At 70.0% G+C, this 17,875-nt stretch carries 15 protein-coding genes and 1 other RNA gene; 7 read left to right on the top strand and 9 right to left on the bottom strand.

Annotated elements, in window-relative coordinates; genetic code table 11:
• Nucleotides 1-74 precede the first annotated feature (74 nt).
• From Q0818_RS06205 to sucB, 3 genes are read left to right on the top strand one after another with little or no spacing between them, the layout of a single operon-like run.
• A complete protein-coding gene (locus Q0818_RS06205) occupies nucleotides 75-1,541 on the top strand; it encodes a leucyl aminopeptidase (protein ID WP_298872794.1) in 1,467 nt (488 codons plus the stop codon).
• Entirely contained in the window at nucleotides 1,538-2,911 is a 1,374-nt protein-coding gene (gene lpdA, locus Q0818_RS06200) for a dihydrolipoyl dehydrogenase (protein ID WP_298872793.1), read from the top strand. Before Q0818_RS06205 ends, lpdA begins: the two co-directional genes overlap by 4 nt.
• A gap of 54 nt (nucleotides 2,912-2,965) precedes the next feature.
• Nucleotides 2,966-4,699, top strand: coding sequence for a 2-oxoglutarate dehydrogenase, E2 component, dihydrolipoamide succinyltransferase (gene sucB / locus Q0818_RS06195; RefSeq protein ID WP_298872791.1), 1,734 nt, complete (start codon nucleotides 2,966-2,968; stop codon nucleotides 4,697-4,699).
• A 17-nt stretch (nucleotides 4,700-4,716) separates the two neighbouring features.
• On the opposite strand, the gene Q0818_RS06190 is transcribed toward sucB, so the two are convergent.
• Nucleotides 4,717-5,739: a hypothetical protein gene (locus Q0818_RS06190; protein ID WP_298872789.1), complete on the bottom strand. Its 1,023-nt coding sequence runs from the start codon at nucleotides 5,737-5,739 to the stop codon at nucleotides 4,717-4,719.
• A gap of 118 nt (nucleotides 5,740-5,857) precedes the next feature.
• On the opposite strand from Q0818_RS06190, the gene Q0818_RS06185 reads away from it, so the two are divergent.
• The gene (locus Q0818_RS06185; protein WP_298872788.1) at nucleotides 5,858-6,568 is read left to right on the top strand and encodes a DUF4191 domain-containing protein; all 711 of its coding nucleotides are present in this window, start codon (nucleotides 5,858-5,860) and stop codon (nucleotides 6,566-6,568) included.
• A gap of 57 nt (nucleotides 6,569-6,625) precedes the next feature.
• Here Q0818_RS06185 and Q0818_RS06180 read toward each other — a convergent pair whose 3' ends face one another.
• The gene (locus tag Q0818_RS06180) at nucleotides 6,626-7,096 is read right to left on the bottom strand and encodes an RDD family protein (RefSeq protein WP_298872786.1); all 471 of its coding nucleotides are present in this window, start codon (nucleotides 7,094-7,096) and stop codon (nucleotides 6,626-6,628) included.
• 91 nt (nucleotides 7,097-7,187) lie between these two features.
• Between Q0818_RS06180 and glnA (Q0818_RS06175) the strand changes: the two genes are divergently transcribed.
• Nucleotides 7,188-8,612: a type I glutamate--ammonia ligase gene (gene glnA, locus Q0818_RS06175; protein ID WP_298872784.1), complete on the top strand. Its 1,425-nt coding sequence runs from the start codon at nucleotides 7,188-7,190 to the stop codon at nucleotides 8,610-8,612.
• Nucleotides 8,613-8,704: 92 nt separating this feature from the next.
• Here the strand turns inward: glnA (Q0818_RS06175) and Q0818_RS06170 are convergent, their stop codons facing one another.
• Both Q0818_RS06170 and Q0818_RS06165 read right to left on the bottom strand, forming a co-directional pair.
• Entirely contained in the window at nucleotides 8,705-9,019 is a 315-nt protein-coding gene (locus Q0818_RS06170; protein WP_298872781.1) for a DUF2277 domain-containing protein, read from the bottom strand.
• A 38-nt stretch (nucleotides 9,020-9,057) separates the two neighbouring features.
• Complete coding sequence (locus Q0818_RS06165) at nucleotides 9,058-9,381, bottom strand: hypothetical protein (RefSeq protein WP_298872778.1); 324 nt, start codon at nucleotides 9,379-9,381, stop codon at nucleotides 9,058-9,060.
• Between the two features lie 211 nt (nucleotides 9,382-9,592).
• Here Q0818_RS06165 and Q0818_RS06160 point away from each other — a divergent pair, with 211 nt between their 5' ends.
• Nucleotides 9,593-11,287: a long-chain-fatty-acid--CoA ligase gene (locus tag Q0818_RS06160; protein ID WP_298872773.1), complete on the top strand. Its 1,695-nt coding sequence runs from the start codon at nucleotides 9,593-9,595 to the stop codon at nucleotides 11,285-11,287.
• 178 nt (nucleotides 11,288-11,465) lie between these two features.
• Here the strand turns inward: Q0818_RS06160 and Q0818_RS06155 are convergent, their stop codons facing one another.
• Genes Q0818_RS06155 through Q0818_RS06145 form a run of 3 tightly spaced genes read right to left on the bottom strand, consistent with a single transcriptional unit; the run spans nucleotide 11,466 to nucleotide 16,035 of the window.
• Nucleotides 11,466-14,456 (bottom strand): bifunctional [glutamine synthetase] adenylyltransferase/[glutamine synthetase]-adenylyl-L-tyrosine phosphorylase, encoded by a 2,991-nt coding sequence (locus Q0818_RS06155; protein ID WP_298872771.1) that lies wholly within the window; start codon nucleotides 14,454-14,456, stop codon nucleotides 11,466-11,468.
• 10 nt (nucleotides 14,457-14,466) lie between these two features.
• A complete protein-coding gene (glnA, locus tag Q0818_RS06150; RefSeq protein WP_076675636.1) occupies nucleotides 14,467-15,807 on the bottom strand; it encodes a type I glutamate--ammonia ligase in 1,341 nt (446 codons plus the stop codon).
• Nucleotides 15,808-15,852: 45 nt separating this feature from the next.
• Nucleotides 15,853-16,035, bottom strand: coding sequence for an SPOR domain-containing protein (locus Q0818_RS06145; RefSeq protein WP_298872768.1), 183 nt, complete (start codon nucleotides 16,033-16,035; stop codon nucleotides 15,853-15,855).
• A 97-nt stretch (nucleotides 16,036-16,132) separates the two neighbouring features.
• Between Q0818_RS06145 and ppgK the strand changes: the two genes are divergently transcribed.
• Nucleotides 16,133-16,918 carry a polyphosphate--glucose phosphotransferase gene (ppgK, locus tag Q0818_RS06140; protein ID WP_298872765.1) on the top strand — a complete coding sequence of 262 codons (786 nt, stop codon included), beginning with the start codon at nucleotides 16,133-16,135 and terminating at the stop codon, nucleotides 16,916-16,918.
• 62 nt (nucleotides 16,919-16,980) lie between these two features.
• Here ppgK and Q0818_RS06135 read toward each other — a convergent pair whose 3' ends face one another.
• Both Q0818_RS06135 and rnpB read right to left on the bottom strand, forming a co-directional pair.
• Complete coding sequence (locus tag Q0818_RS06135) at nucleotides 16,981-17,271, bottom strand: hypothetical protein (RefSeq protein WP_298872762.1); 291 nt, start codon at nucleotides 17,269-17,271, stop codon at nucleotides 16,981-16,983.
• A 210-nt stretch (nucleotides 17,272-17,481) separates the two neighbouring features.
• Nucleotides 17,482-17,858: RNase P RNA component class A (gene rnpB, locus Q0818_RS06130), an RNA gene on the bottom strand.
• Nucleotides 17,859-17,875 lie beyond the last annotated feature (17 nt).

The raw sequence follows: 17,875 nt of genomic DNA, 5'->3' as shown, positions 1-17,875 counted from the left end.
TACGAGCGCTCCCGGATGCCCGGTCGCGGTGCGTCCCGCTGCTAGCGAACACGCACGAACCTAGGATGGATCCCATGCCGTTCCCCTCTGTGGCGTACACCGACGCCCCCGTCCTCGAATCCGATGCCGACGCGATCCTGCTGATCGTCCCCACCACCGCGGAGGGAGCGTCCGACCCCGTCGGTTGGGATGGATTGCACGCGGCACTGGCCGCGGTCGGGTTCACGGGGGCCGCGGGCTCCTTCCAGCGCGTGCACGTACCGGGCGTGACCAAGCCCCTCGCCGTGGTCGGTGCCGGTTCCGACGCGACCGAGGCGTCCGTCCGGGATGCCGCGGGCGCCGGCCTCCGCCAGCTCACCGGCTTCGCGCACGTCGCGGTCGAGTCGCTGGTCGCGGCGCCGTGGCGTCCGATCGCCGAGGGGGCCGCTCTCGGGGGCTACCGCTTCGCCGACTACAAGAAGAAGTCCGCGAAGGCGCGGGCCGAACGCGTGAGCGTCTCGACGAGCGAGGCTCCGACCGAGGCCGACGTCGCCGCGGTCGCCGCGATCTCCGGAGCCGTCGCCCTCGTGAAGGACCTGGTGACCACGCCGGCCGAGTGGCTGGGGCCGGCGGACTTCGCCGACGCCGCCGTCGCGGCCGTGAAAGACCTGCCCGTCGACGTCGAGGTGCTCGATGAGGCCGCGCTGCGCGACGGCGGCTACGGCGGCATCCTCGGCGTCGGCCAGGGGTCGGACCGCCCGCCCCGTATGGTTCGGCTGGAGTACGCGCCCGCCGGTGCCGAGCGCCACGTCGCCCTGGTGGGCAAGGGCATCACCTTCGACACGGGCGGACTGTCGCTCAAGCCGCCGGCATCGATGGTGGGGATGAAGTACGACATGTGCGGCGCCGCCACGGTGCTGGCCGTGCTGAAGGCCGCCGCCGAGATGGCGCTGCCCGTCAAGGTCAGCGCCTGGCTCTGCATCGCCGACAACATGCCGTCGGGCCGGGCCACCCGCCCCGGCGATGTGCTGCGCACGCTCGACGGCACGACCGTCGAGGTGTTGAACACCGACGCCGAAGGACGCCTGGTGCTCGCCGACGGCCTTGCCGCGGCCAGCCGCGAGAACCCTGACCTGATCGTCGACGTCGCGACCCTCACCGGCGCCATCACCGTCGCCCTCGGCAACCGCCACACCGGTGTCATGGGAGACGACGCGGCGGTGGCGTCGTACCTGGAGGCCGCGGGCCGCGTCGCGGAGCTGGCGTGGCAGCTGCCCCTGCCCGACCACATGGTCGACGACCTCGACTCCCCCATCGCCGACCTCCAGAACGCGAAGATCGGCGACCCCGCCGGCGGTTCGCTGTTCGCGGGGCTCTTCCTGCGCCACTTCGTCGGCCGGGTGTCCGACGACGCCGATGCCGCTCGCATCCCCTGGGTGCACCTCGACATCGCGGGCGTGGGCATGAACAAGTCCGCACCGTTCGGATACACCGACAAGGGCGTGACCGGTGCGACCGTGCGCTCGCTGGTGGAGCTGCTCGCGACGGACGGCGCGCGGTGACCGAGTACACCGCGGACGTCGTCGTCCTCGGTGGCGGCAGCGGCGGTTATGCCGCCGCGCTGCGACTCGCCGAGCTCGGAAAGGACATCGTCCTCGTCGAGAAGGACAAGCTGGGCGGCACCTGCTTGCACCGGGGGTGTATTCCGACGAAGGCGCTCCTGCACGCCGGCGAGGTCGCCGACGCCGCGCGCGGGGCGTCCGACATCGGTGTCGATGTGACGTTCTCGGGGATCGATCCGGCGCGCGTGCGCGCGTATCGCGAGGGGATCGTCGCCAAGAAGTTCAAGGGCCTCGAAGGGCTCATCTCGGCGCGCGGCATCCGCGTCGTCGCCGGGGCGGGCTCGTTGGAGGCGGGACCCGCCGTCCGCGTGGGCGACGACGTGTACCGCGGTACGGACGTCATCCTCGCGACGGGTTCGTACAGCCGCAGCCTCCCCGGCCTGGAGATCGGCGGCCGCGTGCTGACGAGCGAGCAGGCCCTCGATCTCGATGTCATCCCCGAGCGCGTCGTCGTCCTCGGCGGCGGCGTCATCGGCGTGGAGTTCGCCAGCGTGTGGCGCTCGTTCGGCGTCGAGGTCACGATCGTCGAGGCGCTCCCCCATCTGCTGCCCGCCGAGGACGTCTCGTCGAGCAAGGCTCTGGAGCGGGCCTTCCGCAAGCGCGGCATCGCCTTCCAACTGGGTCGGCGATTCACCTCGCTGTCGTCGGACGACGACAGCGTCACGGTGACCCTCGACGACGGAAGCGAGCTGGCGGCCGACTACGTCCTGGTGGCCGTGGGCCGGGGCCCCGTGACCTCCGGTCTCGGGTACGAGGAGGCCGGGGTCGTGCTCGACCGCGGTTTCGTGCAGACCGACTCCCGTCTGCGCACCGCCGCGGCGCACGTGTGGGCCGTGGGAGACATCGTGCCCGGTCTGCAGCTCGCCCATCGCGGGTTCCAGCAGGGGATCTTCGTCGCCGAGGAGATCGCGGGACTCTCGCCCGTGCTCGTCCCCGACGTCGACGTGCCGCGCGTGGCCTATTCGCATCCCGAGGTGGCGTCCGTCGGACTCACCGAGGCCCAGGCTCAGGATCGTTACGGATCCGAGGCCGTCCGCGCGTACGAGTACAACCTGGCCGGCAACGGTCGCAGCGAGATCATCGGCACCTCGGGCATCGTGAAGATCGTGCGTCGCGTCGACGGCCCCGTCGTCGGTGCCCACCTGGTGGGCGATCGCGTGGGAGAGCTGATCTCGGAGGCTCAGCTCGCCGTCGGTTGGGAAGCGCATCCCGAAGACATCGCGCCGTTCGTCCACGCGCACCCCACCCAGAGCGAGGCGCTCGGCGAGGCCTTCCTGGCGCTCGCGGGCAAGCCGCTGCACGCACTCTGACCGACAACCGGTCACTAAGCTAGATACCGCATCCGGTACGAAGGAGACATATCCATGAGCACATCCGTCGTCCTCCCCGCTCTCGGCGAGAGCGTCACCGAGGGAACGGTCACCCGCTGGCTGAAGCAGGTCGGTGACACCGTCCAGGAGGACGAGGGGCTGTTGGAGATCTCGACCGACAAGGTCGACACCGAGATCCCGTCCCCCGTCTCGGGCGTGATCGAAGAGATCCTCGTCCAGGAGGACGAGACCGTCGAGGTCGGCGCCGTCCTCGCCAAGATCGGCGACGGCTCCAGTGCCTCGTCCACGGACGACGCCCCTCAGGCCGCTCCGGCCGAGCAGGAATCGGCTCCGGCCGAGCAGGCCGCTCCGGCAGAGTCCGCCCCGGCAGAACAGCCCGCTCCCTCCGCGTCGTCGGCTCCCGCCTCTTCCGGCGACTCGACCGAGGTGGTCCTGCCCGAGCTCGGCGAGAGCGTCACCGAGGGCACCGTCACCCGCTGGCTCAAGGCCGTCGGCGACGACGTCGCGGTCGACGAGCCGCTGCTCGAGATCTCCACCGACAAGGTCGACACCGAGATCCCTTCGCCGGTCGCCGGCACGCTGCAGGAGATCCTCGTGCAGGAGGACGAGACCGTCAACGTCGGTGCCGCCCTCGCGCGCATCGGCAGCGGTGCCGCCGCTCCCGCGCAGGAGGAGGCCCCCGCGGCGCCCGCCGCCGAGGAGAAGCCGGCTGAGCAGCCCGCTCCCGCCGCGGAGGAGAAGCCGGCTGAGCAGCCCGCGCCCGCCGCGGAGGAGAAGCCCGCCGAGCAGCCCGCTCCCGCCGCCGAGAAGCCGGCCGCGCCGGCTCCCGCCGCCTCGTCCAACGACGACGTCACCTACGTCACCCCCCTCGTGCGTCGCCTCGCACAGCAGCAGGGCGTCGACCTGAAGTCGGTCACGGGCAGCGGCGTCGGTGGACGCATCCGCAAGGAAGACGTGCTCAAGGCAGCCGAAGCCGCGAAGTCGGCGTCCGCGGCGCCCGCCCCGGCTGCGGCCCCGGCCGCCGCGCCCGCCGCGCCGGTCGAGGTCTCCCCGCTGCGCGGAACGACCCAGAAAATGTCGCGTCTGCGCAAGGTCATCGCCGAGCGCGCGGTCGCCTCGATGCAGGCGACGGCTCAGCTCACCACCGTGGTCGAGGTCGACGTGACCAAGGTCGCCGCCCTGCGCGACCGCTTCAAGGGCGAGTTCCAGCAGAAGACGGGCGACAAGCTGTCGTTCCTCCCCTTCTTCGCGATCGCCGCCATCGAGGCGCTCAAGACCTACCCGATCATCAACTCCACGGTCGAGGGCGACGAGATCGTCTACCCCGCCCAGGAGAACGTGGCGATCGCGGTCGACACCGAGCGTGGCCTGCTCACCCCCGTCGTCAAGGACGCGGGCGAGAAGAACATCGCCCAGCTGGCCCGTGAGATCGCCGACCTGGCCGCTCGCACGCGCGACAACAAGCTGAAGCCCGACGAGCTCGCGGGCGGCACGTTCACGCTGACCAACACCGGTTCGCGCGGCGCGCTGTTCGACACGCCCATCGTGTTCCTGCCCCAGTCCGCGATCCTCGGCCTCGGTGCCGTGGTGAAGAAGCCGGGCGTCGTCTCGGTCGACGGAAAGGATGCCATCTCGGTGCGCTCCTACGTCTACCTGGCTCTGTCGTACGACCACCGCATCATCGACGGTGCCGACGCGGCCCGCTTCCTCGGTGCCGTCAAGGCACGCCTCGAGGCGGCGCAGTTCGAGGGCGACCTCGGCATCTGACACCGCTGACCGCCGGCTCATGATGGCTGGTCCGTGATCGTTTCGACGGCGCGGACCAGCCATCGGTCTTTCTGGCGGACGAGGGTCACGTACTGCGCGGTCATCGTGTCCGCGACGCGGACCACGGCGACGCCCCCGAAGTCCTCGACCAGGGCGATGTCGGCGTGCTCGGCATCGGGCAGCAGGGGCTCCCGTGCGAATGCGGAGCCTTCGTCGAACGCGCTCCGGCACGTCGGGTCGTCTTCGCAGAGGGAGATCTCGGCGAAGACGCGGCGCGCGATCGCGGTGACGTCGTCGGAGAGGGGGACGCGATCGTCCACGGGCCGGGGCGACGTCGCGGAGGGCTGCGGTGCGACGGACGCGGACGGGGGCACGATCCGTGACACGGCGGGAGACGCGGATGCCACGGGAGCGGGCCCACCCGCTCCGGGCAGCAAGACGGATGCGAACACGGCGACGGCCGCGACGACACTCACTCCGATGGCGATCGCGCAGAGTCGGGGCGACGTCTTCCATCCCTCCCGGAGGCCGCCCGCGCTCTGCCGTATCGCGCCGACGAGGTCGCCGTCGATGAGGCCGAGCAGACCACCCGCGGTGTCGGCCCGGTGATCTTCTCCCGGGTCGTCGACGACCACCGGAGCCAGCGGACCGAGAACGAGCGGCGTCGGCTCGGCGAGGGCGAACAGGCGCCTCTCCACGGCATCCCACTCGCGCGGAGGACGGGTTGCCACCGCCTCCCCCGCTCGATCGACGAGCTCGCGCGTCGCCGGCTCGGGGATGAGCGCGGCCAGCCGTCGGAGGCCGTCGGCGGTCGCCGCAACAACGTCCGGAGCATCGTGCTCCTCGACGACGACGGGGCGGCCCTCCGCCGTCAGCCACCACGCCGCTCCCGTGGACCGGGCGGCCGCCCGGCATCCGCGCAGAAGGCCGACGGCGGCGGTGACGACCTCGCCGGGGGTCAGGACGGTCGCGCTGGCGCTCCGACGACGCAAATAATCGACGAACGGTTCGACGGGAGTCAGCGCGGAGGAGGTGCTCATCCCCCGATGGTGCGCGCCCGGGAGAGGGGCGCGCGGGGCGCCGGGTCGTGATTGGGGATGATCGCCGCGACCGAGGCGCTGGGGAGGAACGGTTCGCGGCGAAGATAGAATCGTCCTCATGGCCGCTCGCACCACCACGCCCGAGAAGCGTCCGGGCTTCTTCTCGCAGCTCAAAACGCTTTACACCTTCACGCAGAAGGAGTACCGCTGGCTGCCCTTCCTCCTCGCGGGCATCGTCCTGGTGGGCATCGCCCTCGGTGTGCTCGTCGGCTTCCTCATCCCGCCGCTGGCGGTGTGGAGCATCATCCTGTGGGGTGTCACGGGTCTTCTCGCCGGCATCCTGGCCGGAATGATCACCATGACGCGCCTGTCGACCACGGCGATGTACAAGAAGATCGACGGCATGCCCGGGGCCACCGGTCACGTGCTGTCGTCGTCGCTCGGTCGCAACTGGCAGGCCTCTGAGGCCCCCATCGGCGTGAACCCGCGCACCCAGGAGGCGCTGTACCGCGCGATCGGTCGCGGCGGGGTCGTGCTGATCGGTGAGGGTAACCGCAGCCGCCTCACCCGCCTGGTCGGCGAGGAGCGCTCCCGCGTGCTCCGCGTCGCCGCGGGCGTGCCGGTCACCGTCCTCTACGTCGGTCACGGCGAAGACGAGGTTCCCATCGCGAAGCTCGCCTCGACCATCAAGGCGTTGCCGAAGAAGGTCGACCGCGCCACGATGGCCGCCGTCATCAAGCGCGTCTCGTCGGTCTCGCAGGGGCTGTCGTCGCTGCCGATCCCGAAGGGCGTCGATCCGACGAAGATGCGCGCTCCGCGCCCGCGCTGATCCCACGAGGAAGGCCCCCGCTCAGCGGGGGCCTTTCTCGTGTAATCGGTGCCTACGTCACGTGCGGACGAGGACGGTTGCGACCGCCTTGTCGTGCAGCCCGCGTTGGTCGGCGTCCCACACGACGGCGGGGATGATCAGAGCCAACAGGATCGTCCGGACGATCGGGCGCCAGAGCCCCACCCAGCCCCCGGATGCGAGTTCGAGGCGCATCCCCATCAGGCGGTGTCCGGGGCTCCCGCCGATCAGCGGGATGAAGAGGATCTGCACCGCGAAGAAGATGAGGTTCGTGGCGATGGGATTCGCGAACGGCACTCCGGTCACGGGATCGGGACTCGAGAAGAACGCGAATCCGATGAGTCCGGCGCTGGCGACGTCGATCAGCAGGGCTGCGATGCGGCGCCCCGGACGGGCGATGGAGCCGCGACCCTCGCGGGGAAGGCCGAGCCGCTGGCCCGGGTACGCGTTCTCGGCGGGGACGGTCACGGCATCCAGCGTAATCGGCCCGCCGTAACATCCCGGAAACATGCGAGATATGACCGGGACACCGGTTCTGTATAGGGTCGAGGAGGCTGGCCGAGGCCGGCATGATCCCGAATGTTCTACCTCTGGAGTCTTCATGTTCAAAGATTCGTCCGAGGTGCTGAAGTTCATCCAGGACGAGGACGTCAAGTTCCTCGACATCCGTTTCACGGATCTTCCTGGTGTGCAGCAGCACTTCAACATCCCCGCCTCGACCGTCGACGAGGAGTTCTTCACCGTCGGACAGCTGTTCGATGGCTCGTCGATCCGCGGGTTCGCGAACATCCACGAGTCGGACATGCAGCTGATCCCCGACGTGACCACCGCGTACGTCGACCAGTTCCGCGAGGCGAAGACCCTCGTCATGGTCTTCGACATCTACAACCCGCGCAACGGTGAGATCTACGCCAAGGACCCGCGTCAGGTCGCCAAGAAGGCCGAGAAGTACCTCGCCTCCACCGGTATCGCCGACACCGCGTTCTTCGCCCCCGAGGCCGAGTTCTACATCTTCGACGACGTGCGTTACGAAGTGAAGCAGAACTCGAGCTTCTACTCGGTCGACTCCGAGGAAGGCGCCTGGAACACGGGCCGCGAGGAAGAGGGCGGGAACCTCGCCAACAAGACCCCCTACAAGGGCGGCTACTTCCCCGTCTCCCCCGTCGACAAGACGGCGGACCTCCGCGACGACATCACCCTCAAGCTGATCGAGGCGGGCTTCGCCCTCGAGCGCTCGCACCACGAGGTCGGCACCGGTGGTCAGCAGGAGATCAACTACCGCTTCGACACGATGCTGCACGCGGCCGACGACATCCTGAAGTTCAAGTACATCGTCAAGAACACGTGCGAGCAGTGGGGCAAGGTCGCGACCTTCATGCCCAAGCCGCTCTTCGGTGACAACGGTTCGGGCATGCACACCCACCAGTCGCTCTGGAACGACGGCAAGCCGCTGTTCTACGACGAGACCGGCTACGGCGGGCTCTCGGACATCGCCCGCTGGTACATCGGTGGTCTGCTGGCGCACGCCCCCGCGGTGCTCGCCTTCACCAACCCGACCCTCAACAGCTACCACCGTCTGGTGAAGGGCTTCGAGGCGCCGGTCAACCTGGTGTACTCGGCCGGTAACCGCTCGGCTGCCATCCGCATCCCGATCACGGGCACCAACCCCAAGGCCAAGCGCATCGAGTTCCGCGCCCCCGACGCCTCGGGCAACCCGTACCTCGCGTTCGCGGCCCAGCTGATGGCCGGCATCGACGGCATCAAGAACCGCATCGAGCCGCACGAGCCCGTCGACAAGGACCTCTACGAGCTCCCCGCCGAAGAGGCCAAGAACATCCCGCAGGTTCCGAACTCGCTCCTCGACTCGCTCGAGGCCCTGCGCGCCGACCACGAGTTCCTGCTCGCCGGTGGCGTCTTCACGCAGGAGCTCATCGACACCTGGATCGAGTACAAGATCGAGAACGAGATCCAGCCGATCGCCCAGCGCCCGCACCCCTTCGAGTACGAGCTGTACTTCGGGGTCTGATCGCCCGATCGCCACGTCGACGCCCGTCCCCGCCGTTTCGCGGGGGCGGGCGTCGTCGTTTCCAAAGCCGACGGATGCCGTGTCCCGGCGCGTCAGCCGGTGGTCCGCGCCGCGCGCTTCTGCTCCTGGAACACCCGGATCGCCTCGTACCTTTCGGCGGAGCGGGCCTGGCGCTTCGCGGCCTCGACCTCTCGCACCTTCGGTGGCGCGTTCGTCACGAGATCGTCGAGGAGATGACGGACGGATGCCGTGATCTCGGCGACCGCGCGATCGAAGACATCCTGATTGGCGCGCGACGGCGTCGTCGTGCCCACGATCTTGCGGACGAACTGGAGCGCGGCGTCGTGGCACTCGGCATCCGTCGCCGGGGGCGTGAAGTTGTGCAGGGGGACGATGTTGCGGCACATGCCCGACAGGGTAGGCCTCTCGCACGCCCCGCGCGAGGTCACCGCGTTCGTCGAGCCGGGATCTCGGGCCATCGGCGCAGCAGACGCGCGGCGAGGGCGGCGCCATAGACGATGAAGAGTATGGACACCGGGCCTCCGACACCGACGACGACCACGGCGGGCATACTGCGGCGACCGGAGCCCAGGGTGTCGGTCCAGCGCAGGTCTCCCGCGGCGATCTGCGCGAGAGCGGAGAGGGCGAAGGCGGCGATGACCGCCCCCATCACCAGGGCCGTGGCGACCATCAGAACCGCCCGCGCACGCCCAAGGCGCATGAGGCTCGTGTCGAGGTTCTCGATCCAACGTCTCCGCGGGGATGTCACGACGACTCCGCCACGGCGCGCCGCACCCGCTCGCCGAGAACGAGCGCGCGTCGACCGGGGCCGGTCGGGTTCCGCAGCTGCTGCACTCCCCCATCGAATCACGCCGACGACCGCGCGTCGCGCCGGTCCATCGCACGAAGACACCGGCTTCCCGGCATCCGCACAGGTGCCCTTCCGCCGCGATGTCGGTGGGTCACGCCAGGATGGAGGGATGCCGGACTCTCCCTACGCTTCGCGTCCGTGGTCGACCTCGTATGCCGAGGGCGTGCCGCTCGAGATCGACGAGCCCTCGCAGACGCTGCCCGAGATGCTCGCCGCCTCAGTCGCGAGATACGGCAAGAAGACCGCGCTCGAGTTCTTCGGCGCGCCCACGACGTACCAGGAGCTCGGCCGGCAGGTCGCGCGCGCGGCGGAGGGGCTGCGCCGACTGGGCGTGCGTGCGGGCGACCGAGTGGCGCTCGTGCTGCCGAACTCGCCGCAGCACGTCGTCGCCTTCTACGCGGCCCTGCGGCTCGGGGCCATCGTCATCGAGCACAACCCGCTCTACACGCCGCGGGAGCTCCGGCACCAGTTCGAGGACCACGGCGCGCGATTCGCGATCGTGTGGGACAAGCTCGCCGACACGGTCGCCGAGTTCCCCTCCGACCTGGCCCTCGAGCACATCGTCAGCATCGACATCACCGAAGCGCTGCCCCTGGGGAAGCGTCTCGCGCTCCGGCTGCCGGTGGCGAAGGCGCGGCAGTCGCGTGCCCAGCTCACCGCGACGTCCACGTCGAAGCGCCCGATCGCGTGGAAGCAGTTGCTCACGCACGGCTCGCTCTCGCGCAAGCACGCCGGACCGGCGCTCGACGACATCGCCCTGCTGCAGTACACGAGCGGAACGACCGGAAGCCCCAAGGGGGCGGTGCTGACGCATGCGAATCTGCGCGCCAACGCCATGCAGGGGCGTGCCTGGGTGCCCGGGCTCCACGACGGCGAAGAGACGTTCTACGGGGTTCTGCCGCTCTTCCACGCCTACGGCCTGACGCTGTGCCTCACGTTCGCGATGAGCATCGGTGCGAAGCTCGTGCTGTTCCCGAAGTACGACCTCGACCTCGTCGTGGCCGCGTCGAAGAAGAGCCCCCCGACCTTCCTCCCCGCCGTACCGCCCATCTACGATCAGCTCGCTCGCGCTGCGGCCCGTGGCACGATCGACCTCACGAGCGTGCGCTTCGCCATCTCGGGCGCGATGAGCCTGCCCGTCGCGACGGTCGACCGCTGGGAGGCGGCCACCGGCGGCCTGCTCGTGGAGGGCTACGGCATGACCGAGTCGTCACCGGTGGCGCTGGGCAACCCGATCGGTCCCTCGCGACGCCCCGGCACGGTCGGCGTGCCGTTCCCGAGCACGGAGATCCGGGTGGTCGACCCCGACGACCCGACCGTCGACCTCCCCCTGGGCGAGCCCGGAGAGCTCCTCCTGCGCGGTCCGCAGGTGTTCCAGGGGTACTGGAATCGGCCGTCCGACACGGCGGCCACGCTCCTCGACGGCGGATGGCTGCGCACGGGCGACATCGCCTCGGTCTCCCCCGACGGCTTCGTGACCATCGTCGACCGGCTGAAGGAGATCATCATCACCGGCGGCTTCAACGTCTCGCCGAGCGAGGTCGAAGACGTACTCACCTCCCACCCCGACATCGCGGGGGCGGCCGTGGTCGCGCTGCCCAAGTCGAGCGGAGGCGAAGACGTCGCCGCGGCGATCGTCCTGCGCGAGGGCGTCCAGGTCGAACCCGACGCCATCCGCGATTTCTGCAAGGCGCGTCTGGCGGCCTACAAGGTGCCGCGCCGCGTGGTCGTGGTCGACGATCTCCCGCGCTCCCTCATCGGCAAGGTGCAGCGGCGCGAGGTGCGCGAGCGTCTGATGTCGTGAGCGCGTGATGTCGTGAGCCCGCGGTGGCAATGGATGCCGACGGCCCGGCCGGGACGACATCCGCGGCGCGCGAGCGCTCCACGCGCTGAGCACGCCGGCAGCGACGGCGATCGGGGCCCGGCCGCCGTGGCATCCATCGCCTGACGGATGCCGACGGCCCCGCCGGGACGGCGGGGGCTCAGCCGTAGAAGAGCTTGTCGAACACGCGCCGGGCGCGTCGCGTCGCGCCGAGGTAGTCTTCCTCGACCTGCGTGGCGGAGCGCGGCGGGTATTCGAGGATGCGACCGATCCCGTCGAGGCGCCCCCGATCCACCGGGAGGATGTCGCTGGTCTGCCCCGACAACAGGGTGTTGGCGGAGCGCAGGCGGGACGCCAGGTGCCAGGCGGCGGCGAGCTTGTCGCTCGCGTCGCGGTCGACGAGCCCGGCGGCGGTCGCTGCGTCGAGCGCCCCCAGCGTCGACGTCGTGCGCATGTCGGGCACCGCCCGCGCGTGCTGCAGCTGCAGCAGCTGCACGAGCCACTCGACGTCGCTCAGGGATCCGGGTCCTAGCTTGAGGTGCCGTGCGGGATCGGCGCCCTGCGGAAGCCGTTCGTTCTCGACGCGCGCTTTGATGCGGCGGATCTCGCGTAGACCGTTCTGATCGGCCGACACCGGGTAGCGCACCTCGTCGGCGAGCTCCATGAACGAACGGATGAGCTTGACGCTGCCCGCGACGCCGCGTGCGCGCAGCAGCGCCTGCGCCTCCCACGACAGCGACCACCGGCGGTAGTACTCGGCGTACGCCTCGATCGAGCGCGCGAGCGGGCCGCTTCGTCCTTCCGGGCGTAGCTCCGCATCGAGATCGAGAGGGAGGCGGTGGTCCTCCGACTGCTCGCGCAGGCCCGCCACGATCTTCAGCGCCAGCTGACTCGCCCGCTGAGGGTCGACGCCGTTCGCCCGATAGACGTACATCACATCGGCATCCGACCCGAAACCGAGCTCGCGGCCACCGAAACGCCCCATGGCGATGACGGCGAAATCGAGGTCGTCGTCTTCGGGCGGCACGACGACGCGACGAACCGCGCGCAGCGTCGCCTGGATCGTCACCTCGGTGATGGTGGAGAGCGCGTCGGAGAGCTCCTCGAGAGAGACGGTGCCCAAGACCGCGGCCATGGCCACCCGCAGCATCTCGCGACGGCGCAGCGCCCGCACCGAGCGCATCGCGTCGTCGATGTTCTGCCACCGCGTCTGGATCGCGCGCGCTTCGTCTTCGAGCGCCTTACCCGAGCGGGGCCGCAACAGCGCGTCGTCGTCGAGCCAGGCGACCGACTCCGGGATCCACTCCATGAGCTCGCCGATGTAACGGGACCCCGAGAGCACCCGGGTGAGGCTCTCCGCGGCGCCCGCGGAGTCGCGCAGCATCCGCAGGAACCACGGGGTGTTGCCCAACCTCTCGCTGATGCGACGGAACACCAGCAGGCCGTAGTCGGGATCGACTCCGTCGGCGAACCACCGGATCATGATCGGCATCAGGTGCCGCTGAATGGTCGCCTTGCGGCTCAGACCACTCGTGAGAGCGGCGATGTGCCGCAGAGCTCCGGCGGGGTCGCGGAAACCGATGGCCGCGAGGCGGTCGCGCGCCTGCTCGGTCGACAGTGTGCGTTCGCCCTCGGGCAGAGCGGCGACGGCCGAGAGCAGCGGGCGGTAGAAGAGGCGCACGTGGATGTCGCGCACCTCGCGCTTGATGCCCTCCCACACCGCCTGGACCCCGGATGCCGACTCCGCCAGCCGCGACGCACGGGCGAGCACGCGCAGGTCGTCGTCCTTCTCGGGCAGCAGGGCCGTGCGACGGAGCCCGCGCAGCTGGAGGCGATGCTCGAGCAGACGGAGGAGTCGGTAGTCGCGCCCGAAGGCCTCGGCCTCGCTGCGGCCGATGTATCCTTCGGCGACGAGCGCGTCGAGCGCCTCGAGCGTTCCGCGCTGGCGGATGCGTTCGTCGGTGAGTCCGTGCACGAGCTGCAGCAGCTGCACGGTGAACTCGACATCGCGGATGCCGCCGGGCCCGAGTTTGAGCTGACGGTTCACCTCCGCAGCGGGGATGTGATCGGTGACGCGTTCGCGCATGCTCTGCACGCCCTCGACGAAGTTCTCGCGCGCCGCGCTGTGCCAGACCAGCGGTTGCACCGCCGCGACGTACTCGGCGCCGAGCGTGGGGTCGCCCGCGATCGCGCGCGCCTTCAGCAGTGCCTGGAACTCCCAGCTCTTCGCCCAGCGCGCGTAGTACTGCTGGTGCGAGGCGAGGCTGCGCACCAGCGCGCCCTGCTTGCCCTCGGGGCGCAGGTTCGGGTCGACCTCCCACAGCGGCGGCTCGATCTCGGGCCCCGCGATCCCGCGCATCGTCTGCACCGCGAGCCGCGTGCCGATGTCGATCGCGCGCGCCTCGCTCACCACTTCCTCGTCGGCTGAACCGCCGACGAAGATCACGTCGACGTCGCTGACGTAGTTCAGCTCGCGCGCGCCGGTCTTGCCCATCGCGATGATGGCGAACCGGGTCGCCGCGACCTGCTCACGCGGAAACGCACCGGGACCGGCTCCCGAGACGCGCGAGCGCGCGACGCTGAGAGAGGCTTCCAGTGCCGCTCCGGCGAGGTCGGCGAGCGATGACGAGACGACGTCGATCGCGGCGGCCGGGTCGTCCTGACCGAGGTCGTAGGCGGCGATGCGGGCGAGCAGACGCCGGTACCTCACGCGCAGGGCGACCCAGGCGGCATCCGTCGCATCCGCCGCGAAGCCGTCGTCGTCGCCGACGGATGCCAGCAGTTCGGCCCGCATCGTCGGCTCATCCGGCAGCGTCAGGCCCGCGCCCGACAGGTGCGCGATCTCGTCGGGATGCCGGAGGTAGAACTCGGCGAAACCGTCGGAGGCCCCCACGATGTCCCACAGGGCCCGCCATGCTCCGGGGTCGGCGGCCGCCGTGCGTACCGCCGCGACGTCGCGGCGCGCGACCTGGAGGATCGCTCTCAGCGCGCGGTCGGGGTCGGCCACGCGCTGCGCGAGCTGCATGGCATCCGCCCGATCGACGCCGACCGACTCCTCGAGCTCACCGAGCAGGGTGTCTGCCTCGGTGAGCTGCGAGAAGCCGGTGCGGGCGAGGGCGGTGAGCGCGGTGGAGCGGTCGCCCGAGGTCATCGGCGGTCCGTCAGAGCGCTTCGAGGTTGCTCGCCAGCTCGAACGGCGTCACCTGCGCGCGGTACTGGTTCCACTCGCGACGCTTGTTGAGCAGAACGTACTTGAAGACGGTCTCCCCCAGCGTCTCGGCGACGAGCTCGGACTCCTCGAGGTATTCGAGGGCGTGGTCGAGGCTCGACGGAAGCGGCGCGTACCCGAGGGCACGGCGCTCGGTGTCGCTGAGCGACCACACGTTGTCTTCGGCCTCGGCGGGGAGCTCGTACTCCTCCTCGATGCCCTTGAGGCCGGCCGCGAGCATGAGCGCGTACGACAGGTAGGGGTTGGCGGCGGAGTCGAGCGCGCGGTACTCGACCCGCGTCGACTGGCCCTTGTTCGGCTTGTACAGCGGCACGCGCACGAGAGCCGAGCGGTTGTTGTGACCCCAGCAGATGAAGCTGGGGGCCTCGTCGCCGCCCCACAGGCGCTTGTACGAGTTGACGAACTGGTTCGTGACCGCCGAGATCTCGTTCGCGTGGCGCAGCAGGCCCGCGATGAAGTGGCGCCCAACCTTCGACAGCTGGTACTGCGCGCCCTCTTCGTAGAACGCGTTCATGTCGCCCTCGAACAGCGACAGGTGCGTGTGCATACCGCTGCCGGGCTGGCCGCTGATGGGCTTGGGCATGAAGGTGGCGTAGACGCCCTGCTCGATCGCGACCTCCTTCACCACCGTGCGGAAGGTCATGATGTTGTCGGCCGTGGTGAGGGCGTCGGCGTAGCGCAGGTCGATCTCGTTCTGACCGGGCCCGCCCTCGTGGTGGCTGAACTCGACCGAGATGCCGAGGTCTTCGAGCATGCGCACCGAGCGACGGCGGAAGTCGTGCGCGGTGCCACCCGGGACGTTGTCGAAGTAGCCGGCCGAGTCGACGGGCTGGGGGCGTCCGTCGGCGCCGAGCTGCGACGACTTCAGCAGGTAGAACTCGATCTCGGGGTGCGTGTAGAACGTGAAGCCCGCGTCGGCCGCCTTGGCCAGCGTGCGCTTGAGCACGTGGCGGGGATCGGCGACCGCGGGCTGCCCGTCGGGCGTGGTGATGTCGCAGAACATGCGCGCCGTCGGGTCGATCTCGCCGCGCCACGGCAGGATCTGGAACGTCGTGGGGTCGGGGTGGGCGAGCAGGTCGGACTCGTAGGAGCGCGTGAGGCCCTCGATCGCCGAGCCGTCGAAGCCCAGTCCCTCGGTGAAGGCGCCCTCGACCTCGGCGGGGGCGATCGCCACCGACTTGAGCGTGCCCACCACGTCGGTGAACCAGAGGCGCACGAACTTGACGCCGCGCTCCTCGATCGTGCGCAGGACGAAATCGCGCTGCTTGTCCATCGTCATCCTTCGTTTCGGGGGAGGTCGGTGCGTCGGGCCGGGGACTCAGTCGTCCTGGGCCTCTTCGTCGGCCCACTGCTTGGCGCGCTGCTTGAGCAGCTGCGGCGCGTTGGCCGCCTCTTCGGCGGTGTCGAACGGGCCGGCGCGGTCGATCGCGGGCGACTCGTACCCCTTCTCGACCTGGCCGGTCTCGAGGTTGTACCAGTACTTCTCGTTGTCGTCGCTCACGATGGCTCCTCACGTGCGTCTCGCGGATCGGCGCGGAACCGCCGGTGCTCTCCCGATCCTACTGATGCCGACCCCGGGGCTGGATAGGCTGAGGGGTATGGCAACGAATGCGTCTCGTGCGGTCGGAGTGGACATCGGCGGAACCGGCATCAAGGCGGGAATCGTCGATCTCGACGCCGGGGAGCTCGTCAGCGACCGGGTGAAGGTCGCCACTCCCGAGGGCGCGGAGCCCGCCGACGTGCTCGCCGCGGTCACGCAGGTGCTCGAGACGCTCGAAGCCCCGGCAGACCTGCCGCTGGGCGTGGCGTTCCCCGCGATCGTCAAGGGCGGACGCACGCTGTCGGCGGCGAACGTGTCGAAGACGTGGATCGGGTTCGAGGCCGAGAAGTTCTTCGAGCACGGGCTGTCGCGCGACATCCACTTCGCCAACGACGCCGATGTCGCGGGCATCGCCGAGGTGCGATACGGAGCGGCGAAGGGCATCGACGGCCTCGTCATCCTCACCACGCTCGGCACGGGTATCGGGTCGGCCATGATCTACGACGGCGTCCTCGTTCCGAACAGCGAACTGGGTCACCTCCAGCGCGCCGGACACAAGAAGGATGCCGAGCACTTCGCGGCCTACTCCGCGATGGAGCGCGAAGAGCTGTCGTGGGAGAAGTGGGCCGAGCGTCTGCAGTGGTACTACGACTACGTCGAGTTCCTCTTCAGTCCCGACCTGATCGTCGTCGGCGGTGGCGTCTCGAAGCACTCCGAGAAGTTCCTCCCGCTCCTGAAACTCCGCGCACCGATCGTCCCCGCGAAGCACCGCAACAACGCCGGGATCATCGGCGCCGCATCCCTCGCCGTGCCCGTGCCCGAGGCGCTGCCCGCCGTCAAGTGAGGCGCGGGGCGGGTGGCATCCTGTCGCTCGTGGGGATCGGTGTTGCGGCTCACCGCGAGTGATCACGCCGCGTCGACCTGACGCACGCTGACGGCGTTACGCCACACCACGGGCGCCCAGTGGCCGCCCTCGCAGGGCACCTCGAGCATGACGACGCGGTCGTTGCCCCCGGTGGCCCACGCGGCCTCGCGCGTTGCGGCGCGATTGGGCCACGTGACCCAGGCCCACACCGCGCGCTTCTGCGCGTACCACTCGATGGGGCGCGCTCCCCAGGTCTCGGGCTGAAGCGTGCAGGGGGCGATGGATGCCAGCACCCGCGCGACCATCTCGTCGCTGACTCTGGTCGACCCCATGCACCGGACCCCTTCCCCGGCCGTGATCGAGTGTAGAACATATGTCCGACACTCGTCGGTGAGTCGGCGCGATGCGGGCTGGGCGGCGGAGGAATGGCTCCTCCGACCACCGGCTCCGGCTCCGGCCCGGGCGCCTGAGGCGAGATCACGACGGCCCCGCCGTGCTCGGTGGAGCGGGCGGGGTCGTCGTCGTCCGCCGAGCGGGAGGTGCGAATGGGCCGGCCTGTACGCCGGGTTCTGTCCGGGGGCCCTTCGACAAGCTCAGGGCCCCGTGGACGGTCATCTCTCTCGGCGACACGTTGCCGTGCCGCTCCAGCGGCCTACCCGGGGACTCGGCGAGCCGCGTCGTCATCCCCTGTCTGGCCTTGCTCCGGACGAGGTTTACCTCGCGGGTCGTGTCACCACGACCCCGGTGGTCTCTTACACCACCCTTTCACCCTTACCCGCGCCGTAAGCGCGGGCGGTCTGCTCTCTGTGGCACTGTCTCGCGGATTGCTCCGGGTGGGCGTTACCCACCGTCCTGCCCTGTGGAGCCCGGACGTTCCTCGGCACGGGCGAACCCGTGACGCGACCGTCCAGCCGACCCATTCGCACCGTCGAGTCT

It is taken from the genome of uncultured Microbacterium sp., assembly GCF_947489255.1.
Lineage (GTDB): Bacteria > Actinomycetota > Actinomycetes > Actinomycetales > Microbacteriaceae > Microbacterium > Microbacterium phycohabitans.
The sequence above is the reverse complement of the archived record's forward strand: the minus strand, read 5'-3'. Positions and strand labels throughout refer to the sequence as shown.

Bases quoted from the DNA above. Each gene is read 5' to 3' on its own strand.
- Q0818_RS06205 (WP_298872794.1), top strand. From the start codon at position 75: ATGCCGTTCCCCTCTGTGGCGTACACCGACGCCCCCGTCCTCGAATCC.
- sucB (WP_298872791.1), top strand. From the start codon at position 2,966: ATGAGCACATCCGTCGTCCTCCCCGCTCTCGGCGAGAGCGTCACCGAG.
- Q0818_RS06190 (WP_298872789.1), bottom strand. From the start codon at position 5,739: ATGAGCACCTCCTCCGCGCTGACTCCCGTCGAACCGTTCGTCGATTAT.
- Q0818_RS06185 (WP_298872788.1), top strand. From the start codon at position 5,858: ATGGCCGCTCGCACCACCACGCCCGAGAAGCGTCCGGGCTTCTTCTCG.
- Q0818_RS06180 (WP_298872786.1), bottom strand. From the start codon at position 7,096: ATGTTTCCGGGATGTTACGGCGGGCCGATTACGCTGGATGCCGTGACC.
- glnA (WP_298872784.1), top strand. From the start codon at position 7,188: ATGTTCAAAGATTCGTCCGAGGTGCTGAAGTTCATCCAGGACGAGGAC.
- Q0818_RS06170 (WP_298872781.1), bottom strand. From the start codon at position 9,019: ATGTGCCGCAACATCGTCCCCCTGCACAACTTCACGCCCCCGGCGACG.
- Q0818_RS06160 (WP_298872773.1), top strand. From the start codon at position 9,593: ATGCCGGACTCTCCCTACGCTTCGCGTCCGTGGTCGACCTCGTATGCC.
- Q0818_RS06155 (WP_298872771.1), bottom strand. From the start codon at position 14,456: ATGACCTCGGGCGACCGCTCCACCGCGCTCACCGCCCTCGCCCGCACC.
- glnA (WP_076675636.1), bottom strand. From the start codon at position 15,807: ATGGACAAGCAGCGCGATTTCGTCCTGCGCACGATCGAGGAGCGCGGC.
- ppgK (WP_298872765.1), top strand. From the start codon at position 16,133: ATGGCAACGAATGCGTCTCGTGCGGTCGGAGTGGACATCGGCGGAACC.
- Q0818_RS06135 (WP_298872762.1), bottom strand. From the start codon at position 17,271: ATGGGGTCGACCAGAGTCAGCGACGAGATGGTCGCGCGGGTGCTGGCA.